Annotated in this window: 21 protein-coding genes and 1 other RNA gene; 4 read left to right on the forward strand and 18 right to left on the reverse strand. The window is 66.7% G+C overall.

The genetic code is table 11. The annotated features are described in order from the left end of the window. The first annotated feature begins 97 nt into the window (after window positions 1–97). Together SR882_RS07165 and SR882_RS07170 are read left to right on the forward strand one after the other, a co-directional pair. Entirely contained in the window at window positions 98–541 is a 444-nt protein-coding gene (locus tag SR882_RS07165) for a DNA polymerase III subunit chi (protein WP_322520572.1), read from the forward strand. A 70-nt stretch (window positions 542–611) separates the two neighbouring features. Beyond that, entirely contained in the window at window positions 612–3464 is a 2853-nt protein-coding gene (locus SR882_RS07170) for a valine--tRNA ligase (RefSeq protein WP_322520573.1), read from the forward strand. A gap of 47 nt (window positions 3465–3511) precedes the next feature. On the opposite strand, the gene mnmC is transcribed toward SR882_RS07170, so the two are convergent. Further along, a complete protein-coding gene (gene mnmC, locus SR882_RS07175; protein ID WP_322520574.1) occupies window positions 3512–5539 on the reverse strand; it encodes an FAD-dependent 5-carboxymethylaminomethyl-2-thiouridine(34) oxidoreductase MnmC in 2028 nt (675 codons plus the stop codon). Beyond that, window positions 5536–5940: a secondary thiamine-phosphate synthase enzyme YjbQ gene (locus SR882_RS07180; RefSeq protein WP_322520575.1), complete on the reverse strand. Its 405-nt coding sequence runs from the start codon at window positions 5938–5940 to the stop codon at window positions 5536–5538. Before SR882_RS07180 ends, mnmC begins: the two co-directional genes overlap by 4 nt. A 139-nt stretch (window positions 5941–6079) precedes the next feature. Between SR882_RS07180 and SR882_RS07185 the strand changes: the two genes are divergently transcribed. Then, on the forward strand, window positions 6080–6451 hold the full coding sequence (locus SR882_RS07185) for a PilZ domain-containing protein (protein WP_322520576.1): 372 nt from the start codon (window positions 6080–6082) through the stop codon (window positions 6449–6451). 90 nt (window positions 6452–6541) lie between these two features. Beyond that, window positions 6542–7627 carry a GGDEF domain-containing protein gene (locus tag SR882_RS07190; RefSeq protein ID WP_322520577.1) on the forward strand — a complete coding sequence of 362 codons (1086 nt, stop codon included), beginning with the start codon at window positions 6542–6544 and terminating at the stop codon, window positions 7625–7627. Between the two features lie 53 nt (window positions 7628–7680). On the opposite strand, the gene SR882_RS07195 is transcribed toward SR882_RS07190, so the two are convergent. The 16 genes from SR882_RS07195 to SR882_RS07270 form a co-directional block, all read right to left on the reverse strand. Further along, window positions 7681–8199 (reverse strand): hypothetical protein, encoded by a 519-nt coding sequence (locus SR882_RS07195; RefSeq protein ID WP_322520578.1) that lies wholly within the window; start codon window positions 8197–8199, stop codon window positions 7681–7683. Window positions 8200–8268: 69 nt separating this feature from the next. Next, complete coding sequence (recR, locus tag SR882_RS07200) at window positions 8269–8871, reverse strand: recombination mediator RecR (protein ID WP_322520579.1); 603 nt, start codon at window positions 8869–8871, stop codon at window positions 8269–8271. Window positions 8872–8941: 70 nt separating this feature from the next. Then, window positions 8942–9265 carry a YbaB/EbfC family nucleoid-associated protein gene (locus SR882_RS07205; protein WP_322520580.1) on the reverse strand — a complete coding sequence of 108 codons (324 nt, stop codon included), beginning with the start codon at window positions 9263–9265 and terminating at the stop codon, window positions 8942–8944. A 17-nt stretch (window positions 9266–9282) separates the two neighbouring features. Beyond that, window positions 9283–11109 (reverse strand): DNA polymerase III subunit gamma/tau, encoded by a 1827-nt coding sequence (dnaX, locus tag SR882_RS07210; protein WP_322520581.1) that lies wholly within the window; start codon window positions 11107–11109, stop codon window positions 9283–9285. 26 nt (window positions 11110–11135) lie between these two features. Beyond that, an RNA gene (gene ffs / locus SR882_RS07215) (signal recognition particle sRNA small type) lies at window positions 11136–11232 on the reverse strand. Between the two features lie 123 nt (window positions 11233–11355). Beyond that, the gene (hisC, locus tag SR882_RS07220; protein ID WP_322520582.1) at window positions 11356–12447 is read right to left on the reverse strand and encodes a histidinol-phosphate transaminase; all 1092 of its coding nucleotides are present in this window, start codon (window positions 12445–12447) and stop codon (window positions 11356–11358) included. 3 nt (window positions 12448–12450) lie between these two features. Next, window positions 12451–13752: a histidinol dehydrogenase gene (gene hisD / locus SR882_RS07225; RefSeq protein WP_322520583.1), complete on the reverse strand. Its 1302-nt coding sequence runs from the start codon at window positions 13750–13752 to the stop codon at window positions 12451–12453. Next, window positions 13752–14393, reverse strand: coding sequence for an ATP phosphoribosyltransferase (gene hisG, locus SR882_RS07230; protein ID WP_322520584.1), 642 nt, complete (start codon window positions 14391–14393; stop codon window positions 13752–13754). Before hisG ends, hisD begins: the two co-directional genes overlap by 1 nt. 5 nt (window positions 14394–14398) lie before the next feature. Further along, window positions 14399–15658: a UDP-N-acetylglucosamine 1-carboxyvinyltransferase gene (gene murA, locus SR882_RS07235; protein ID WP_322520585.1), complete on the reverse strand. Its 1260-nt coding sequence runs from the start codon at window positions 15656–15658 to the stop codon at window positions 14399–14401. A gap of 28 nt (window positions 15659–15686) precedes the next feature. Further along, on the reverse strand, window positions 15687–16010 hold the full coding sequence (locus tag SR882_RS07240) for an STAS domain-containing protein (protein WP_322520586.1): 324 nt from the start codon (window positions 16008–16010) through the stop codon (window positions 15687–15689). Next, the gene (locus SR882_RS07245; protein ID WP_322520587.1) at window positions 15991–16647 is read right to left on the reverse strand and encodes an MlaC/ttg2D family ABC transporter substrate-binding protein; all 657 of its coding nucleotides are present in this window, start codon (window positions 16645–16647) and stop codon (window positions 15991–15993) included. The genes SR882_RS07240 and SR882_RS07245 overlap by 20 nt, the downstream gene beginning before the upstream one ends. An 81-nt stretch (window positions 16648–16728) precedes the next feature. Further along, window positions 16729–18138, reverse strand: coding sequence for a TolC family protein (locus SR882_RS07250; protein WP_322520588.1), 1410 nt, complete (start codon window positions 18136–18138; stop codon window positions 16729–16731). Continuing rightward, on the reverse strand, window positions 18135–18593 hold the full coding sequence (gene mlaD / locus SR882_RS07255; protein ID WP_322520589.1) for an outer membrane lipid asymmetry maintenance protein MlaD: 459 nt from the start codon (window positions 18591–18593) through the stop codon (window positions 18135–18137). The genes SR882_RS07250 and mlaD overlap by 4 nt, the downstream gene beginning before the upstream one ends. Before the next feature lie 4 nt (window positions 18594–18597). Next, window positions 18598–19386, reverse strand: coding sequence for a lipid asymmetry maintenance ABC transporter permease subunit MlaE (gene mlaE / locus SR882_RS07260; protein WP_322520590.1), 789 nt, complete (start codon window positions 19384–19386; stop codon window positions 18598–18600). Next, window positions 19383–20210: an ABC transporter ATP-binding protein gene (locus SR882_RS07265; RefSeq protein WP_407653305.1), complete on the reverse strand. Its 828-nt coding sequence runs from the start codon at window positions 20208–20210 to the stop codon at window positions 19383–19385. Before SR882_RS07265 ends, mlaE begins: the two co-directional genes overlap by 4 nt. Continuing rightward, window positions 20207–20695: a hypothetical protein gene (locus SR882_RS07270; RefSeq protein ID WP_322520591.1), complete on the reverse strand. Its 489-nt coding sequence runs from the start codon at window positions 20693–20695 to the stop codon at window positions 20207–20209. The genes SR882_RS07265 and SR882_RS07270 overlap by 4 nt, the downstream gene beginning before the upstream one ends. Window positions 20696–20799 lie beyond the last annotated feature (104 nt).

A 20799-nucleotide genomic window follows, 5' to 3' on the forward strand; every position in this document is an offset into this window, starting at 1 on the left:
CGGCCCCGGTTACCGATATCCGACCGACAGCATACCGACTGATCGCCACCATCGCAGCACCCCCTAACCCGGACATCGACCACGCCCGAAGGCCCAGATGAGCGAGATTGTATTCCACCTGATCGACGACCCGGCCGAGGATGCCTTTTGGTACTTCGCCGCCGAACTCTGCGCCGAGCAGGCCGAAGCACAGCGCCCCACCTACGTGGTTTGCGCCAGTCTCGCCCACGTGGAAGGGTTCGACGACTACCTCTGGTCGTACCGAGATGACCGCTTCGTGCCGCATACCGCCGACCCGGAAGACGCGGACCACGCCCCGATCTTCATCGGCTGCGACCCGGAGGCCGGCGGCTTTGCCCGGGTGATCAACCTCACCGGCGCCCCCATCCCGCGCCCGACCGACCGCGAGCACGTCGACGAGGTCATCCCGGCCGGCGAGCAGCCTCGCGCAGACGCCCGTGCCCGCTGGCGACAATACAAGAGCGCCGGTGCGACCATCGACCACCACCGCATCGAGTCGGTCCGCCCCAGCGGCGAGTAGGCCAGCCATCACCGCCGGCGGCCCCGATCCGACCCTCCCGACCCGACGACAAGCGAACCTGAAGAACGGCATGGACAAGACTTACGACCCCCGACAGATCGAACAGGACTGCTACCAGCGCTGGATGGAGGGTGATCACTTTCGCCCCGACATGCAGGCCGAGGGCAGCTACTGCATCATGCTGCCGCCGCCGAACGTCACCGGTCGCCTGCACATGGGCCATGCCTTCCAGGACACCCTGATGGACACGCTGACCCGCTGGCACCGCATGCGCGGCGAGGCCACCCTGTGGCAGCCGGGCACGGATCACGCGGGCATCGCCACCCAGATGGTGGTCGAGCGTCGGCTGGAGTCGGAAGGGGTCTCGCGCCATGACATCGGCCGCGAGAAATTCCTCGAGAAGGTCTGGGAGTGGAAGGAGCAGTCCGGCGGCTTCATCACCGAGCAGATGAAGCGCCTGGGCGCCTCCTGCGACTGGTCGCGCGAGCGCTTCACCATGGACGATGGCCTATCCGAGGCGGTCCGCGAAGTCTTCGTCCGCCTATACGAGGACGGCCTGATCTACCGCGGCAAACGCCTGGTCAACTGGGACCCGGTGCTGCGCACGGCGGTCTCCGACCTCGAGGTGGTCAGCGAGGAGGAGGCCGGCCACCTCTGGCACATGCGCTATCCGCTCAGCAACGGCGAGGGGCAGCTGGTGGTCGCGACCACCCGCCCGGAGACCATGCTGGGCGACTCGGCCGTGGCCGTGCATCCCGAGGACGAGCGCTACCAGCACCTGATCGGCGAGACCATTACCCTGCCGCTGGTCGGGCGGCGCATCCCGATCATCGGCGACGACTACGTCGACCCGGAATTCGGCTCGGGTTGTGTGAAGATCACCCCGGCGCACGACTTCAACGACTACGCCATCGGCCAGCGCCATGACCTGCCGATGCTCAACGTCCTGACCGAAACCGCCGCGATCCGCGAGGCGGCCGAGTGCGTCGGCGAGGCGGCCCGCGACGTCGACCCGCACATCCCGGAACGCTACCGGGGTCTCGACCGCTACGAGGCCCGTCGCCAGATCATCAGTGATCTCGAGGCCGAGGGCCTCTTGGTACAGATCGACGACCACAAGCTAATGGTGCCGCGCGGCGATCGCAGCGGCACGGTGATCGAGCCCCTGCTGACCGACCAGTGGTTCGTCGATCTCACCCGTGACCAGACCGCCACCGGCAAGCCAGGCGGGAAGAAGGCCATCACCCAACCGGCCATCGATGCCGTGCGCTCGGGCGATATCCGCTTTGTGCCCGGCAACTGGGAGAACACCTACTTCCAATGGCTGGAGAACATCCAGGACTGGTGCATCAGCCGCCAGCTGTGGTGGGGCCACCGCATCCCGGCCTGGTTCGACACGGACGGCAATCTGTTCGTCGGCCGCGACGAGGCCGAGGTGCGCAAGAAGTACGACATCCCCGCCGACGTCGAATTGAACCAGGACGAGGACGTGCTGGATACCTGGTTCTCCTCGGCGCTGTGGCCGTTCTCCACGCTGGGCTGGCCGGAACAGACCGCCGAGCTCGAGCGCTTCTATCCCACCAGCGTGCTGGTGACCGGTTTTGACATCATCTTCTTCTGGGTCGCCCGGATGGTGATGATGGGCAAGTACTTCGGCAAGGACGTGCCGTTCCGCGAGGTGTACGTGCATGGTCTCGTGCGCGATGCGCACGGGCAGAAGATGTCGAAGTCCAAGGGCAATGTGCTCGACCCGATCGACATCATCGACGGCATCGACCTCGAGGCGCTGGTGGAAAAACGCACCACCGGCCTGATGCAGCCGAAGAAGGCACGGCTGATCGAGAAGCACACCCGCGAGGAGTTTGCCGACGGGATCGAGGCGCACGGCACCGACGCGCTGCGCTTCACCTTCGCCGCCCAGGCGACCACCGGCCGCGACATCAGCTTCGACCTCGAACGCGTCAAGGGCTACCGCAACTTCTGCAACAAGCTCTGGAACGCCAGCCGCTTCGTGCTGATGCAGTGCGAGGGCGAGGACACCGGGCTGGGTGACGAGCCGGTCACGCTGGGCACCGCCGACTGCTGGATCATCGGCGAGCTGCAGGCCTGCGAGGCCACGGTCACCAAGCACCTGGAGACCTACCGCTTCGATCTCGCCGCGCAGACGCTCTATGACTTCACCTGGAGCACCTACTGCGACTGGTATCTCGAGCTGACCAAGCCGGCGATCAAGCATGGCGACGCGGCCGCCCAGCGCGGCACCCGCCGCACCCTGGTGCGCGTACTCGAGACGCTGCTGCGCCTGGCCCACCCGTTCATCCCCTACATCACCGAGACCATCTGGCAGCGGGTCGCCCCGCTTGCCGGCACCAAGCGCTCGGATGACGACACCATCATGACCGCGCCGTTCCCGGTCGCCGACGAGTCGAAGATCGACACGCAAGCACGCCAGGCGATCGACTGGCTGCAGGGCTTCATCCTGGGCGTACGCCGCATCCGCGCCGAAATGGACATCGCCCCCGGCAAGCCGCTGCCGGTGCTGGTTACCGAGGCCGCTGATACCGACCGGGTCCGCATCCGCGAGCTCGAACCGCTGTTGACCACGGTTGCGCGGATCGAGTCGATCGAGGAAGTCGACGGCGAGCTGCCGGAATCGGCGATGGCGCTGGTGGGCAAGATGCAGGTACACATCCCGCTGGCCGGCCTGATCGACGTGACCGCGGAACTCGAGCGCCTGAACAAGGCAGTCGAGGGCATCGAGAAGCAGATCGAGAAGGCGCGCGGCAAGCTGTCGAATGCCAACTTCGTCGAGCGCGCCCCGGAAGCGGTGGTCAACCAGGAGCGCGAGCGTCTGGCCGGCTTCGAGGCAGAGCTCGAGGAACTGGCCGCCCAACGCGAGCGGATCCGCCGCCTGGCCGACTGATCGTCCACTTCGATACGGCCCCCGGCCAGCGGGTAGGCCCGCCGACCTCAGTCCGGCCGGCGGCCACAGCGGTTGCCGGCCTGCCGGGCCTGCTTGTGAGCGGCACGCTCGTCGAAGCGCTGCGGGCGCAGGCCCTCGGCCAGATCCCGCGGCAACGGCGAGGGGGTTTGTTCGATTTGCGCGGCCAGGTATTCGCCGAGCCATGCCGACCAGGTCAGCCCACGCGCCCCGTGTCCGGTCGACACCCACAGCCCGTCGGCAACTTGGCCGACGATCGGCAGACGATCCGGCGTGGTGGCACGCAAGGAGGCCCGTCCCTGCAGGCCATCGCGAGACAGCGGCAGCTCGAGTGACGGCGCGATGGCGGCAAGCCGGTGCCGGTTCCCCTCGTGCTCGTCTTCCCGGACCGCCAGTTCGGTATCGCCGGGGAGGAAGCTCGCCCCGAACAGGCGCTCACCACTGGGCAGGTCAAGCGCATAGCCCTCACGCATCAGCGGACGACGACTCACCACGGGGTCACCGGACCGCTCCCCTCCGTGCCGCCCCCAACTGACCTGCCCCCGACATGGCTCGATCCACGGCCGCAACGCCTCGATCAGGGCCCCGCTCGACGGGCCGGCCGCCACGATCACTTCGGCAAACGGTCCGTGCGTCCGACCGTCGGTCGTCTGCACTCGCCATGCACCCGCCGCACCCAGCAGACGCTGCACCGACCGATCAAGACGCGTCTCGATACCGGGGGCGGCAAGCCAATGGGCAATGACCGGCCGCGGACGCAGCCAGCCCGCGGTCGGGAAGTACCAGCCGGGGGAATCGATATCGGTCACCCCCGTCAGCCCGCGCAACGAGGCGGCCTCACACCACTGAGCGAAGCCCGGATCCGGTTGCAGCTCCGCGGCAATCCCGGCCTGACGTGCGACATGCCGCTCGCTGCGCGCGAGCTTGATCACGCCATCGAACGCGGCTGTCTCGCCATCGACCAGTTCAGCCAGTTCGGCGCGCATGAAGCCCATGCCGGTCGCGGTCAGTTGTGACAGGCGGTTCCAGTCGCGACTGATCACCGGCGCGACCAGGCCGGCCGGGTTGCCAGACCCCCCACCGGCGGGGGCCGATCCCGCCTCGAACACGACCACCTCGCGTCCCCGTCGGTTGAGCGCTCGGGCCACCGTGGTCCCGGCCATCCCAGCCCCCAGGATCGCGACCGGGCCCTCGGTCCGCCTCGAGGCCACCCCGCTTGCCTCTGGCCCATCATGGCGACGGGCGCTGAGCATGGCCTCGTCGCGAGCAAACCCCGGGGGCTGCTGGACCACGAAGCCTGCCGCGGTCAGCCGCTCTCGCACCCAAGGTGCTGCATGAGCCACCGCGGCTGTCGCCCCCGGTGCCGATAGCCGGCCCAGCTGCTGGATGACCGGCTCCTGGGGCGACTCGGGATTGCCGTCGGGGCCGTATCCATCCAGGTAAAAGGCGTCGAAACGGCCGTCGATGCGCGGGGTCTGGATGGCGGGATCCCCCCAGACCAGCGTCAGACGAATACGCCCATCCGCGAACAGACGCCGGTGAAACCCGGGCACGGGGTCGGGCCACTGCGCGTGCAGCGCGGATTGCAGATCAACGAAGCGCTCGTGGGCGTCGATCGGGAACCGCGGGTGATCGGCGAGCCACTGCTGTGCCGCGCGTTGCTGAGCGCTCCCCAGGCGCGGGAGATCGACCGCCGCGACGGGATGCGCTTCCAGGCTGACGAAATCGAGGGTGGCCTGCGGCGGCGCCAGTTCCAGGAACAGCAACGCGGTGGCGAGGAAATTGCCCCCCGTGCCGAACCCGGCCTCGAGGATGCGATTGCACTGATACGGCTTCTGGCCCTGCGCTTGGCCCTGCTCTTGGCCCGGATCCTGGCCCGGATCCTGGGCGAAGCGCGCATAAAGATCGTTGCCGGCGAGGAAGACATGCTCACTCTCGGCAAAGGCGCCGGCGCGGGGAAAATCGAGACCACCGAATGCCTCGCTGTGCACGGTGCCGTCGTCACGCCAGGCCAGCTCCGCCGGCACCAGCGGCCCGCCACCGGCGATCGGGGTCATTGCCGCTCGGGCAGTTGGGTGATCACGATGCGGCGCCGGTGCGGGTGCGCCCGATGCTCCCACAGGAAAACGCCCTGCCAGGTGCCCAGCATCAGGCGGCCCGCGTCCATGGGCAACGACAGCTCGTGACCCGCCAACAGCGTGCGAAAGTGGGCTGCCATGTCATCCGGCCCTTCGTCGTCGTGACGATAGGCGGGATCGCCATCCGGCGCCGCGCGGCCGATCAGGGTCTCCAGATCCGTCCGCACCTCTGGCGAGGCATTTTCGGTCAGGATCAACGAGGCACTAGTGTGCTGCAGGAACAGATGGCACAGACCGCTGCCGGACAACTCGGCCTGGACCTGAGCGGTGATGTTGGTAAAGCCCCGTCCGGGGGTGCGGATCTCGATCACTTTTGGCATGGTGGGTATTCTATCAGCCCATCGAGCACGTCCAGCCACCAACTCGGGCCCGCGCTGTGGCGCTTGACGCCCGAAGACAGTATGCTTGCTGTCACTTGCGGCTCAGTGCAACCCAGACGGCCAGGAGCAGGACAACGGAATGATCACTCAACGCCGCTTCGCCCGAGTCGAGATCCCGCTGCCGGTGCGCATTCGCTGCCCGAAGGCAACGTTGCGCGGCACCATTCTCGACGTCTCGCTCAAGGGTGTCCTGATCGAGCTCGAAACCGCAGGCAGCCTCAGCGACGACTGTGTCGCCGAATCGCTGAACATCGAGATCCTCTCCGATCCGGACCAAACCGTCCTCGTCGAGCTCACCGCCCGCATCGTCCGCGAGTCGAACCGGACCCTCGCGCTGGCATGGTCCAGTATTGAACTGGATGCCCTGACCCATCTACGCGAGCTGTTGCAGGCGAACGGCGTGGAAGAGCATCAACTCTCGCGCGAACTGTCCGAATTGCTGGACGACTGAGACATGCCGTCGCGTCGACGCCCGGTGGCAGGCCCGACGCAATAGGACAACACACCTCGCCCCCTGCGGCGCAAAAGACCGGAACGTCACATGTTCGATTACACCCACGACCGCGGCCAGGCCAGTGAAATCATGCGGATGGTGCTATCCCAGCTCGCCGAGCTGGGACTGCCACCGACCCCGGTCTACATCACGCTGTTCTACGAGCGCGCCCTCAAGCGCGACGCCAGCCTCACCAAGGACATGGACGACGCGATCAACAGCAGCAATGGCCTGACCCAGGAAGTCGCCCAGGACCTGTTCGACACACACGTACTCAATGGCGCACTCAAGCAGATGTCTCGCGCCCAGGACATCATGCTGCGCGTGATGCGCAACATGATGTTGCAGATGCTCAATACCGGGAACGAGTTCTCCAACTTTGCCTCGACCCTGGGCGACTTCGTGCGCCAGATCGATCGCAGTGATTCGGTGGAGGCCCTGCGGACGCTGACCGAGGAGGTGATGGAGGATACCCGTCACGTCGAGAAGAGCGCACTGGAATCCTCCGACCAGATGAACAGCGCCGGCGACCAGATCGCCAAGCTGCGCAAGGAACTCGAAAGCGCCCGTCGCGATGCCCGCACCGACCCGCTCACCGGATTGCCGAACCGCCGTGGCCTCAACGACATGCTGCAAAAGCAGATCACCGCCGCCCTGTCGGCCGGCGAACCGGCGGCGTTCCTTCTGGCTGACATCGATCACTTCAAGCAGATCAACGACAACTACGGCCACCTGGTCGGCGACAAGATCCTGCGCTTTATCGCCCGCACCCTGCGCGAGCACGTCAAGGGCCAGGACCAGGTGTTGCGTTACGGTGGCGAGGAGTTCGCGATCGTCCTGCCCGACACCCCCACCGACGGCGCGATGGCCGTTGCCAACAAGCTGCGCAATATCATCTCGCAGTCAAAGCTGCGCCTTGCCGAAAGCGGCCGTGAGCTGGGCGAACTCACCATCTCGATCGGGCTCACCAATGTGACCCCTCAGGATTACGCCGACAGCATCATCCAGCGTGCCGACGACGCGCTACTGGCCGCCAAGCGCAAAGGTCGCGACCGCGTGATCCACAATCCCGCCGACCCCGACGCGACCGGACCGGACACCCTGATCGACGAGCAGAACAACACCACGATCTGACCACCTCCACGGGTCGCGCCCCGGGGTCGCCCCGCGGTCGCCAGGACCGGCCATCAAAAGGCGTTCGTGACGTCCGACTCGACGCATAGATCCTCACGGGCGACCACCGTTCCCTGCCCGAGGCGGTACAGCGCCAGGCAATCGGTCTCGGTGACCAGTGGCGCGGAAACCCCCTCTTCCCGGATCAGCACGACCGGATAGTCGCGGTCGCGCAGCGACGGCAATGCAAACAGCCGGCTGATCAGGCCCGGCATCCGACTGATATCCGAGAGATAGATCACCTCACCGCTGATCAGCCGGTCACCGACAACCGATTCCAGGACCGGGGAAAGCGTTTCGTCCGCCTGCTTGGAGCTCGAGAAGACGATGGCTTGTGTCGTGTCACCGGGGAGTCGATGGGTTTGGTCGTGCTGGTCGGTCAGTTCCCACCGCGGGAAGGGATCGCCGATCTGGATGGTCGACGTTGCCGAATCCGGCGTTTGCGCCGCAGCGATCGAGACCACCCCCACGCTTGCCGACAGGCAGGCAGTGGCGAGCGGCGTAAAAAGACGAAGGAGGCGAGGGACGGGCATGATGCGTTCTCCGCAGGGGCAAGGGAATCGCCATGTTACCCCGTTTCCCTTATGCCGGATACATCCCGATTATGACTCGGCCTCGCGTCGCCCCTTGAGCGCCAGGCTCAGCGTGCTGGCATCGATGTACTCGAGCTCGCCACCCATCGGCACGCCCTGGGCCAAGCGCGTGACACGCAGCCCTCGTGAACGCGCCAACTCGGTCACGTACCCCGCCGTCGCCTCACCCTCGATGGTCGCACTGGTGGCGAGGATCACCTCTTCGATCCCCGACTGGTCGAGACGTGCGGCAAGCTGATCGAGCTTCAGCTCGTCCGGACCAATCCCGTCCAACGGCGACAGTCGACCAAGCAGCAAGAAATAGCGCCCCTGATAGGCCCCCGAGGACTCGATCGCGATCCAGTCGGCGGGCGACTCGACCACGCACAGCAGACGGTCGTCACGCTGATCGTCGGCACAGATCGGGCAGATATCGCCCTCGGTGAATACCCGGCAGGAGCGGCAATGCCCCAGCTTTTCCAGCGCCTCGCCAATCGCCTCGGCCAGGTGCCCTGCCCCGGCACGATCCCGTTCGAGCAGGTGCAGCGCCATCCGCTGCGCTGTCTTCTGCCCCACGGTAGGCAGGCAGCGCAGGGCATCGATCAATTGCTGGAAACTGGGCGAGAATTGCACGATTCACGTCTCCCGAACGAGAAACGCCCGAACCGCAACGGATCGGGCGATGGGACCAGAAAGGGCCGGTTCAGAACGGCATCTTGAAGCCCGGCGGCAGATTCATGCCGGAGGTCATACCGGACATCTTGTCCTGCTGTTCCTGCTCGATACGCCGGGCGGCATCGTTGATCGCCGCGGCAATCAGATCCTCGAGCATGTCCTTGTCGTCTTCCAGCAGGCTCGGGTCGATCGAGACGCGTCGCGCCTCATGCTTGCCGGTCATGGTCACCTTGACCAGGCCACCACCGGACTGGCCTTCGACCTCCATCTTTGCGACTTCTTCCTGCATGCGCTGCATGTTTTCCTGCATCGCCTGCGCCTGTTTCATCAGGTTGCCCATACCACCTTTCATCTGCGGTCTCCTGCTGGCTATTGCTCATTGACTGTGTGGTGCCCGTCGATCGGGCGCACGGATTCTCGAATCAGTTCGGCCCCGGCCCGCTCGCCGATCACCCGGGCGGCCGGATGGTCGCGCAGCGATTGCTCCCGCGCTTCGGCGGTCGCTTGCTCGTTGCGCTCCCGAATCTGTGCCGGGGTTTCGACCGGGACGTCCGGTGACGGTGACGGCTGTTGCGGTGCACCGCTGGGCGTCCCTTGCACCGGGGCAGCCACGGCCGAGGTGTCACCCACCTCGAATCGCACCGGCTGATGCACGCCCAGTCGCTCCAGTTGGGCGACCAGCCGTTCCTGCGTGGCCTTCGAGGCCATGGAGAGGAAACCCGGGTCGATCACCAACACGACCGAGTCCTCGTCGTTGACCGCGTGACAGCGCTCGGCGAGGCTTCGGGCCGGCATGGACAGCTGCGCCACGATCTCGAACCAGTTCTCCGGCGTGATCGTCCAACCACCGCCCGGCTGGCTCGCCTGGCCCGGCTGGCTCAGCTGGCCCTCCCCCACTTGGGGTGTCTCGACGTGACCCACGTCGGGGGCGGCACGATTTCCTTCCTCAGCAGAAGCAATCGCCGGCGTTGCCTCGTTGGCAGCGGCGGTCTCGGCAAGATAGCCGGCCGGCTCCCGATCCGCGACACCCACGGGCGCCCAGGCGGTTTCTTGATCAGATGCCGGGGCGGGCGCTGGGCGCGACGGCGCGTGACCGGTCGCGGGGGATGCCGCCTGGCGCGCGGGCGGGCCATCGCCTCCCCGGCCGGCGCCCGGCTCGAAGGCCAGCATGCGCAGCAAGGTCATCTCCAGGCCCACGCGTGGCGAGGGCGCCCAACCGATATCACGACGACCGGACAAGGCAATCTGGTACCAGAGCTGCAGGGTGGCGGCATCCGCGTCCAATGCCGGGGCGTCCGTCGGCAGCCATTGCGCCAGCGCCGCCTGATGGACCGCCTCGGCCAGTTCCGCCAATAGCCGTGCCGGGTCCACCGATCGCTCCAGCGCCTGGTCCACCAGTCCGAACACCCCGTCGGCGTCGCCGGCGGCCAGCTGTTCGAGCAATCCGTGCAACAGTCGTCGATCGGTGACACCGAGCATGTCGGCGATCGCGTCGGTCTCCAGGCGCCCGTCGCAGAACCCGATGGCCTGGTCGACCAGGCTCAGGGCATCGCGCATCGACCCGCCGGCCGCATCCGCCACCAGGCGCAGGGCCTCCGCGTCGGCCTCGAGGCCTTCGCGATTGAGGATGTCGGCGAGATAGGTCTGGATATGCGCCTGGGGCAGCGCGCGCAGGTTGAATTGCAGGCAGCGCGACAGGACCGTGACGGGGAGCTTCTGCGGATCGGTGGTCGCCAGCAGGAACTTGACGTGCTCTGGCGGCTCTTCAAGCGTCTTCAACAGGGCGTTGAAACTCGCCTGGGAGAACATGTGCACTTCGTCGATCAGGTAGATCTTGAAGCGGCCTTTGACCGGCAGATAGACGACGTTTTCCAGCAGGTCGCGGGTGTCGTCGACCTTGGTGCGCGAGGCGGCGTCGACCTCGATCAGGTCGACGAATCGGCCCGAGTCGATCTCGCGGCAGGCGGCGCATTCGCCGCAAGGCTGGCTGGAAACGCCCTGCTCGCAATTGAGGGCCTTGGCGAAGATGCGAGCAACCGTCGTCTTGCCCACGCCGCGGGTACCGGTGAACAGGTAGGCGTGGTGAAGACGGTCGCGATCCAGCGCGTTGGTGAGTGCCTGGAGCACGTGACCCTGGCCGACCATGTCGTCGAAACGCCGGGGTCGCCACTTGCGTGCCAGTACCAGATAACTCATAGCGCAGGATCCAATTGGGTGGCACCCTGCATCCGCCGATCTCCGGCGCCCGGATCGACCGCTACCGTTGCTCCCTTCCGGGCCTGGCGGAATTCACGGAGATCCGTCGCGAAGGGACGAACACAGGGCACCATTGGGTGGCGTCGTGGCCGGCCTGTTGCTGGCCAGAACGCGAGCGAAGAATAACACGCAGATCGAGCCGAAAACAGGCCGCAAGGGAAGATCCGCTCGACGATCCAGGGCACATCACCCGTCGACGAGGATCTCGTCGAGCGCAGCGAGCAGCGCCGCGTTCTGCCCCTCGCTGCCGATGGTGATCCGCAGGTGATCACCGATCCGCGCCCGATCGAAGTGGCGCACGATCACCCGACGTTCCCGCAGCCCGGCGGCAAGGCTCGCCCCGCCACGTTCGGCGTGACGGGCCAGCAGGAAGTTGGCGGCCGACGGCAACACCTCGAAGCCGCGCGCCTCCAGGTCCGCGCCGAGCTGATCGCGCATGGCAATGATCGCGCGACGCGTCTGCTCGAAATACGCCTCGTCCTGGTAGGCGGCGATGGCGCCGGCACTGGCCAGGCGGTCGACCGGATAGGAGTTGAAGCTGTCCTTGACCCGCGCGAGCCCCTCGATCAGCCCGGCGTCGCCGACGGCAAAACCCAGTCGCAACCCGGCAAGCGAACGCGACTTCGACAGCGTCTGCGTGACCAGCAGGTTCGGGTAGCTATCGATCAGGCCAATCGCGGACTCGCCGCCGAAATCGACATAGGCCTCGTCGATGACCACCGCGCAGTCGGCAAAGTGTGCCGCGAGTCGCTCGACCTGGTCGATGGCCAGCAGCCGACCGGTGGGCGCGTTCGGGTTGGGCAGGATCACCCCGCCGACGCTCGACGGGTCGATGGCGCACATCGCCTCGACGTCCACGGCCAGCTCCTCGTCCAGGGCAACGGTGCGCGGCTCGATCCCGAACAGCCGGCAGTACACCGGGTAGAACGAATAGGTGATGTCCGGAAACACCACCGGCCGACCACGCTGGAACAAGGCCCGGAACAGGAAGCCCAGCACCTCGTCCGACCCGTTGCCGACAAAGACCTGTTCGGCCATCACGCCGTGGTACTCGGCGAGACATTCGCGCAGCGCCAGACTGGTCGGATCCGGATAGAGCCGCAGGCCATCGTCGGCCGCGGCGCGAATCGCCTCGATCACCCGCGGCGATGGACCGAACGGGTTCTCGTTGGTGTTGAGCTTGATCAGGTCATCGATCTTCGGCTGCTCACCCGGCACGTAGGGCGACAACGCGCCCAGATCGTCCGACCAGAACCGGTTGGGGGTCGCATCGGCCATCGCTCAGCCCTCGGCCTCGACCCGATAGCGAGCCGACTGGGCGTGGGCTTCGAGCCCTTCGGCACGGGCAAGCCGGTCGGCGATGCGGCCCAGTTCCGCGGCGCCGGCCGGGGAACAGTGGATGATGCTCGAGCGCTTCTGAAAGTCGTAGACCCCCAACGGCGAGGAAAAGCGCGCCGTGCCCGAAGTGGGCAGGACGTGGTTGGGCCCCGCGCAGTAGTCGCCCAGGGCCTCGGCGGTGTAACGACCGACGAAGATCGCCCCGGCGTTGCGGATCTCGCCCAGGCGCGCCTCGGCACCCTCGAACGAGAGTTCCAGGTGCTCGGGGGCAACCCGGTTGACCAGCTCGATCGCGTGATCGATATCGGCCACCTCGATCAGCGCGCCACGGGTTTCCAGCGCCTTGGCGATGATCTCGGCACGTGGCTGGTCGGGCAGCAGGCGCTCGATCGAGGCGGCGACCGTGTCGAGGAAATCGGGATCGTGCGCCAGCAGGATCGACTGCGCCTGCTCGTCATGCTCGGCCTGCGAGAACAGATCCATCGCGATCCAATCGGGATCGGTGTGACCGTCGCAGACGATCAGGATCTCGGAGGGGCCGGCGATCATGTCGATGCCCACCTGGCCGAAGACCTCGCGTTTCGCGGCGGCGACAAAGATATTGCCCGGGCCGACGATCTTGTCCACCGCCGGGATCGTCTCGGTGCCATAGGCCAGCGCGCCCACCGCCTGGGCGCCGCCGACGGTGAACACCCGATCCACCCCGGCGATACGCGCCGCGGCCAGCACGGTGTCGTTCTGCACGCCGTCCGGGGTAGGCACAACCATGATCACCTGCTCGACCCCGGCGACCTTGGCCGGGATCGCGTTCATCAATACCGACGACGGATAGGCCGCCTTGCCGCCGGGCACATACAACCCGACCCGGTCGAGCGGCGTGACCTGCTGGCCCAGCACGTTGCCGTTGGCTTCCGTGTACGACCAGCTCTCGCCCTTCTGTCGTTCGGCGTAGGCGCGCAGGCGCTCGGCGGCCAGCTCGAGGGCCTCGCGCACATCGCCCGGAATGGCCGCGAGGGCGGCATCAAGCCGCTCGGCAGACAGTTCCAGTTCGCCCGCCGCCGTGACCTCGAGCCGATCGAGACGCCGGGTGTGCTCGACCACGGCGGCATCGCCGCGCTGGCGCACATCGGCCAGGATCTCGCGAACAATGCCCTCCACCCGATCGTCGGCCATGCCTGACCAGTCGAGGAGTTCACCCAGCTGGCGATCGAAACCCGCGGCGCGGGCATTCATGCGACGGATCATCACTTGCCCTCCAGGTACTGCTCCACCCGCTCGACGAAATCAGTCACCCGCGCATGCTTGAGCTTCTGCGCCGCGCGGTTGACGATCAGGCGCGAGGAAATCTCGGCGATGTGCTCGAGCGGCTCCAGCCCGTTGGCGCGGAGGGTATTGCCGGTGTCGACCACGTCGACGATGCAGTCGCCCAGGTCCACCAGCGGCGCGAGCTCCATCGAGCCGTACAGCTTGATCAGCTCGATCTGCCGGCCGCGATCGGCAAAGTAGGACTCGGCCGAGCGGGTGTACTTGGTCGCCACGCGGATACGGCCGGCACGCTCGAGCGCCCCCGGCTTGCCGGCCACCATCAGCTTGCACTGCGCGATCTTGAGGTCGACCAGCTCGAACAGGCCCTCGCCCCCGTGTTCCATCAGCACGTCCTTGCCGGCCACGCCGATGTCGGCCGCGCCATGCTGAACGTAGGTGGGCACGTCCGAGGCGCGCAGGATCAACAGGCGCACGCTCGGGTCGCTGGTCTCGAGGATCAGCTTGCGGCTCTTGTCCGGGTCCTCCAGCGGTTCGATACCCACGGAGGCCAGCAGCGGCAGGGTTTCCTTGAAAATGCGCCCCTTGGAGAGCGCGACGACGATCTGGTCGGATTGGGACATGGCGATCAGCTCGTGATCCGTTGGATATTGGCGCCGAGGCGGGAGAGTTTCTCTTCGATGGACTCGTAACCCCGGTCGATGTGATAGATGCGATTGACGACGGTTTCGCCATTGGCGACCAGGCCCGCCAGCACGAGGCTGGCCGAGGCACGCAGGTCGGTTGCCATGATGGGCGCGCCCGACAGGGCCTCCACCCCGCGAATGATCGCGGTGTTGCCCTCGATATGGATGTCCGCGCCCATGCGCTGGATTTCCTGGACGTGCATGAAACGGTTCTCGAAGATGGTCTCGACCACCGTCGAGGTGCCCTCGGCCACCGCGTTCATCGCCACGAACTGCGCCTGCATATCCGTGGGAAAGCCCGGGTGCGGCGCGGTGCGGATGTCGACCGCCTTGGGGCGGCGCCCGTGCATGTCGAGCCGGATCCAGTCCTCGCCCAACTCGATCTCCGCGCCGGCCTGCTCGAGCTTGGCCAGCACCGCATCAAGGAGCTCGGGACGGGTGTCGCGCACCAGGATGCGACCACGGGTCATCGCCGCGGCGACCAGGTACGTACCGGTCTCGATCCGATCCGGCAGCACGCGGTAACGCACGCCCTGCAGGCGCTCGACCCCGTGAATGCGGATCACGTCGCTGCCCGCCCCGCGCACGTCCGCGCCCATGGCGTTGAGGAAGTTGGCCAGATCGACCACTTCCGGCTCGCGGGCAGCGTTCTCGAGCACCGTCTCGCCCTTGGCGAACACCGCCGCCATCATCAGGTTCTCGGTCCCGGTGACCGTGACCTGGTCGAGGACGATGCGCGCGCCCACCAGCTGTTCGGCCGCGGTCTCGATGTAGCCACCCTCGACGCGCACGTCGGCCCCCAATGCCTCGAGGCCCTTGAGGTGGATGTCCACCGGGCGCGTGCCGATGGCACAGCCCCCCGGCAGCGAGACGCGCGCCTTCTTGAAACGGGCCAGCATCGGTCCGAGCGTGAGGATCGAGGCGCGCATGGTGCGCACCAGATCGTAGGGCGCCTCGAGCGTGTCGACCGTGGTGGTATCAACCTCGACACTCATCTGGTCACCGACCGTCAGCGTCGCCCCCATGCGGCCGAGCAACTCCATGGTGGTCGTGACGTCCTGCAGGTGCGGGACGTTCTCGATGATGACCGGCGAATCGGCCAGCAAAGAGGCGGCCATCATCGGCAGCACGGCGTTCTTGGCGCCGGAAATGCGAATCTCGCCATCGAGCGGCGTGCCGCCGCGGATCAGGAGCTTGTTCATGGAATCGGATCGGGTCTCGGGCCGTGGGCTAATCCAGGCCGGAATCGACGGGCATCAGCCCCTCGAGACCGTAGACCGCCAGCATCTGGCGCATGGCCTGGGGCGCGTGAGTGTATCGCAGACGGATGCCTTTTGCCTCGGCGTCGGCCTGAATGGCAGCCAGCCAAGCCAGCCCGGCGGTATCAATGCGCCCGACCTGGCCGAGGTGCACATCGACCGTCGGGCCCACCGCGTCCGCCGGGAGGTCGCCCGGTTGGCGATCGAGTTCCGCGCGCAGCAGCGATCCACTCACGCGGATTACCCCCGGTTCGACGCGCAGGCTCCAGCCGCGTTCAGCTGCGGCCGTCTTCATTCTGCTCTCGCAGGGTCCGGATCAGCCCGTCGATGCCGTCACGCTGGATCTTCTGCGCGAAGCTGCCGCGATAGTTGTTGACCAGGCTGATGCCGTCGACGATCACGTCGTAGGACTTCCACTCGCCGTCGACCGGCGCCATGCGGTAGGCCACCGGCACGGTACCCAGATCGCCCCCGGAGACCTCGGACTCGACCACCAGTTCATCGTCCGCCCCACCCGGCTTGGTGCCGACGATCTCGATTTCCTGGTCGCCCAATTCGGAGAGCGGGCCGGCGTAGGTGCGGACCAGCAATCGCTGGAATTCCTGGTTGAACTGCGCGCGCTGGGACGCCGTGGCCTGTCGGTAGTAACGCCCCAGGACCAACCGGGTCATGCGCGCGGAATCGACATGCGGCAACAACAGCCGATCCACGATTGCCAGCAACGCCTCGGGGTCGGCCTCCACGGCCGCCTGGTTGGCGCGAATCTCGGCGATTACTGACTCGGCGGTCGACTCCACCAAATGGCGGGCATCCGCTTCACTCGGCTCGGCACGCGCGGTCATGGCCAGACCGGCCAGCAGCAGGCCCAGCAGAGCAAGAACGGGCCGGGAGGCACGAGGGGCACGGTAAAACAGGGAGGATGCAAAGCTCATACGGATCTCACAATTGAATGTCATTGGCGACAACGCCACGCGGCGGTCCAGATGTCATGGCCCCACCGAGGGGCCCCGGCCTCACTGGGGATAGTCACCCGTGGCGATCGCCAACTTCGCCACGCTCATGTTGTAGTCATTGATGAGGCGGAAATAATCAGCCTGCACCTCGGTGTTGGCCTTGACCGCTTCGGCCAACTCCTCGCCTCCCGCCAGGCCCGCCTGGTAATCCATGAAGGTCGAAACCATCCACTTGCGGCTGTTGTCCTTGGCCGCCTCCAGCGCCTGGATCTGTCGATCCAGACCATGCGACTGGTGATAGGCCTCGGCCACCTGAAACGGGATGCCCTGGCGGGCCAGCTGCGCCTTGGCGACCACACCCTGGAGCTGGGCCTCGGCATCACTGACATTCGCCCGCATCACACCGGGATTGAAATCCCACTGCAGCCCGACCACCGGCGCGGCATACGCCTGGTTGAGAGGCTGGTTGATGTAGGGGTTGTTGAGTCGATCGCGCCCCGGCGTATACGTCGCCCCGGCAACCACGCCGGCGTACAGGTTCGGGTAGCGTTCGCTCTTGCGCGCCTCCACGTAATGGCGCATTGCCGCCTGACCGTTCTCGGCCATGGCCATTTCCGGGCGCTGCGCCAGGGCCCGATCGGCCAGCTCGCCGAGTTCGCCATCGGGCAAGGTGATCGGCTCGATATGCGTATCCGCCACCTCGATGCTCGAATCGATCGGCACGCCGATAATGGTCTTGAGCCCATCGATCGCGATGGCCTCGACGCTGCCGGCCTCGGCCAGGTAGCGATCCAGCTGGGCCGCCCCGCTCTCGAGCGCGTACAGCTGGCTCATCGGCACCTCGCCGGCCTCGGCGTCCTTGCGCATGTCCTCACGAGTGCGATCGACCTGGCGCTTGACCCCTTCGAGCATCTGGCGCGTGTCGCGCGCGGCCAGAAAGCCCCAGTAGGCGCGACGCACCGTGAGCCAGGTCTCGCCCCGCGCCAAGGCCACCTCGGAGGCTTTCACGTCGCGGTTCAGGCGGGCCGCATCGCCGTAGTTCTCCAGCTTGCCGAAGGTGTAGAGCGGCTGGATGATCGAGGCGGTCAACCCAGAGGTGACGGTCAAGCCCTCGTCGAGCTCGTTGCCATCGTCGCGTAAGGTGCAGGACTCACCTGCGGGGCAGGAATTGGTGCCATTGGTGAAGATGCCGTCCTCGGCCTTCGGCGCCAGCCCCGCGTAAAGGTTGGCCGAGACGCGCGGCCCGCCCTCGCCTTTCACCCGTTCGATCAACGCCTGGGCCCGCGCGACGTTGGCGCGCTGCTCGTCGATGCGCGGGTCGGCATGCAGGGCCATCTCGGTGGCCTGCTCCAGGGTAATCGGCTCGTTCGGGGCCATCTCGGCCCGGACCGTGCCGCTTGCCAGGGCGACCAGGGCCGCCATCAGGACCAGCGCCCCGCCACGCTCTATGATTCCGTCTCGATTCTTCATTCTTTTGCCTTGTCGAACAGGAATTTGGAAACCACGCTTTCGAGGATGATCGCCGACTGGGTCATCGTGATCCGGTCGCCATCCTCGAGCGACTCAAGCGCACCACCGGGCGAAATCTCGACGTATTGCGCCCCGAGCAACCCGGCAGTGTAGATGTTGGCGAAGGAATCGGTTGGCAGATTGTCGTACTTGTCGTCGATCACCATGCGCACCTCCGCCTGGAACGTCTCGGGATGGATCTCGATCGAGTCCACTCGGCCGATGGTCAAGCCGGCCAGCTTGACCGGCGATTGCACCGACAGCCCGCCGACGTTGTCGAACCGCGCGGTGACTTCATAGCCGGCTACACGACTGGCGCCGAAGTTGCTCCATTGCAGCGCCATCACCATCAGCGCGGCGATCCCGGCGAGCACGAACAGCCCCACCACCAGCTCGACTCCGCGTTGCACATTCATTCCATCACGCCCCAAACATGAAAGCCGTCATTACAAAATCCAGTCCCAGCACGGCAAGCGAGCTCAGGACCACGGTCTGTGTCGTCGCGCGAGCCATGCCGCTGGCGGTAGGCTCGGCCCGGTAACCCTCGTAGACGGCGATCAGGGCGATCACGGCACCGAAGGCCAGCGACTTGATCGCGCCGCCGCCGACATCGTCCCAGGCCTCCATCTGCTCGCGGATCTGGCCCCAGTATGAGGCCTGGTCGACCCCCAGCACCACGACCCCGATCAGGTAGCCCCCGACGATGCCGACCAGCGAAAACATCGCCGCCAGCAGGGGCACCGCGATCATCGCCCCCCAGAAACGCGGGCCGATCACCCGCCGCAGCGGATCGACCGCCATCATCTCCAGCGCAGCGAGCTGCTCGGTGGTCTTCATCAGCGCGATCTCGGCGGTAATCGCCGAACCGGCCCGTCCGGCGAACAGCAGCGCGGCCACCACCGGCCCCAGTTCGCGTACCAGCGAAAGGGCCACCATCACCCCGAGCGACTCGCTGGCATTGAAATTCGACAGGATGTTGTAGCCCTGCAGCCCCAGCACCAGGCCGACAAACCCACCGGCGACCAGGATGATCACCAAAGAGAGCACGCCGGCGGCGTATATCTGCTGGAGGATATCCCGCGGGCGCGACCAGGTCGGGATCAGCACCCAGGCCAACTCGATCGCAAACAGCGCCATCGATCCGGCGTGCTGGGCCCCGTCGAGCACCAGCCGGCCCAGGCGGGCGATCGCGTTCAGCACGGCATTCATTGCCCGCCCCCCAGACCGAGGTCGGCAGACAGCGGGGCCTCGTCCTCGGCCGCATTGAGCGGACCGTCGGCCGCCCCGTCGAGAAACTGTGCCAGGGCCGGCTCCTGCTCGCGCTGCGCGCGCACCTCATCCGGCGTGCCCTGCCCGATGACCCGGCCACCGGCGATCACGATCACCCGGTCGGCGATACTCATCGCCTCCTTCACGTCATGGGTCACGACGATGCTGGTCAGGCCCAGGGCATCGTTGAGCCGCCGGATCAACCGCAGCAGCACGCCCATGCTGACCGGATCCTGGCCGGCGAATGGCTCGTCATAGAGCATGATTTCCGGATCGAGGGCCATGGCGCGGGCCAGCGCGGCACGGCGGGCCATGCCGCCGGAAAGCGCCGCCGGGTACTTGTCCCGGGCGGAGCGCAGCCCGACCGCCTCGAGCTTGAACAGCACGATGCGGCGAATCAGCGCCTCGTCCAAACGGGAATGGGCGCGCAGCGGAAAGGCGACGTTCTCGCCCACCGTCAGGTCGGTGAACAGGGCCCCGTTCTGAAACAGCACGCCCATGCGCCGCCTCAGGGCGTACAACGCCTTGCGGCGGGCACGCGCCACCTCGATGCCGTCGACCATCACCCGACCACTCGCCGGGCGTACCTGTCCGCCGATCAACCGCAGCAGCGTCGTCTTGCCGGTACCCGAGGGCCCCAGGACCACGGTGACCTCGCCGCGGCCGAAACGCATGTCGACGCCGTCGAAGATCACCTGGTCGCCCCGGGAGAAATGCACGCCGTCGAGCTCGATCATGTCGGTCGTGTTACGAGGATCGTTCACCGTCCCATCAACTCCGTCAGGGTGCGCAACCGATCGACGGTGGCCACGGAGGGCGGCTCGCCGTCGACGAACAACGCGGCCTCGGCCGGCGCCTGATCCAGGAAGGCCGACAGCCAGCCATGCAGATCGGCCGGGTTGTTACTGGCCGGCACCAGCCCCACCACCGCCGCCGCACTGACGGCACCGGGGCGCCAGACCGGCGTTTCGTCCGTCAACCGCACCACGACGTGGCGGTCGGCATCGGCCAGCGCCTGCCACGCCGGCGACCAGGCCGACGCTTCGACCACCACAAAAACATCCGTGGGGGCTTCTTCCAGCTCCGCGAGCACGGTCTCGACGTCCGGGTCGTCTCCGGCCACCCACAAGGCGTCCTGTTCGTTGAGCAGGAAGGCCACACGCCAGTCGGCCGGCATCTCGGGATCGAAAAAGCTCGATTCGAGTGCCGGCGAACGCCGGTAGCGCAGACCTAGATGTATCGCCTTCATGGCTGGTGGCCACCTCGGAACGTCAATTGGCCGCCCCTGAACGGGGCAAATCGGACCTTCAGGATCGCTATCGGATCGCTAAATGCGCCGCGCATGATACACGT

Source organism: Guyparkeria halophila (assembly GCF_034479635.1).
Lineage (GTDB): Bacteria > Pseudomonadota > Gammaproteobacteria > Halothiobacillales > Halothiobacillaceae > Guyparkeria > Guyparkeria halophila.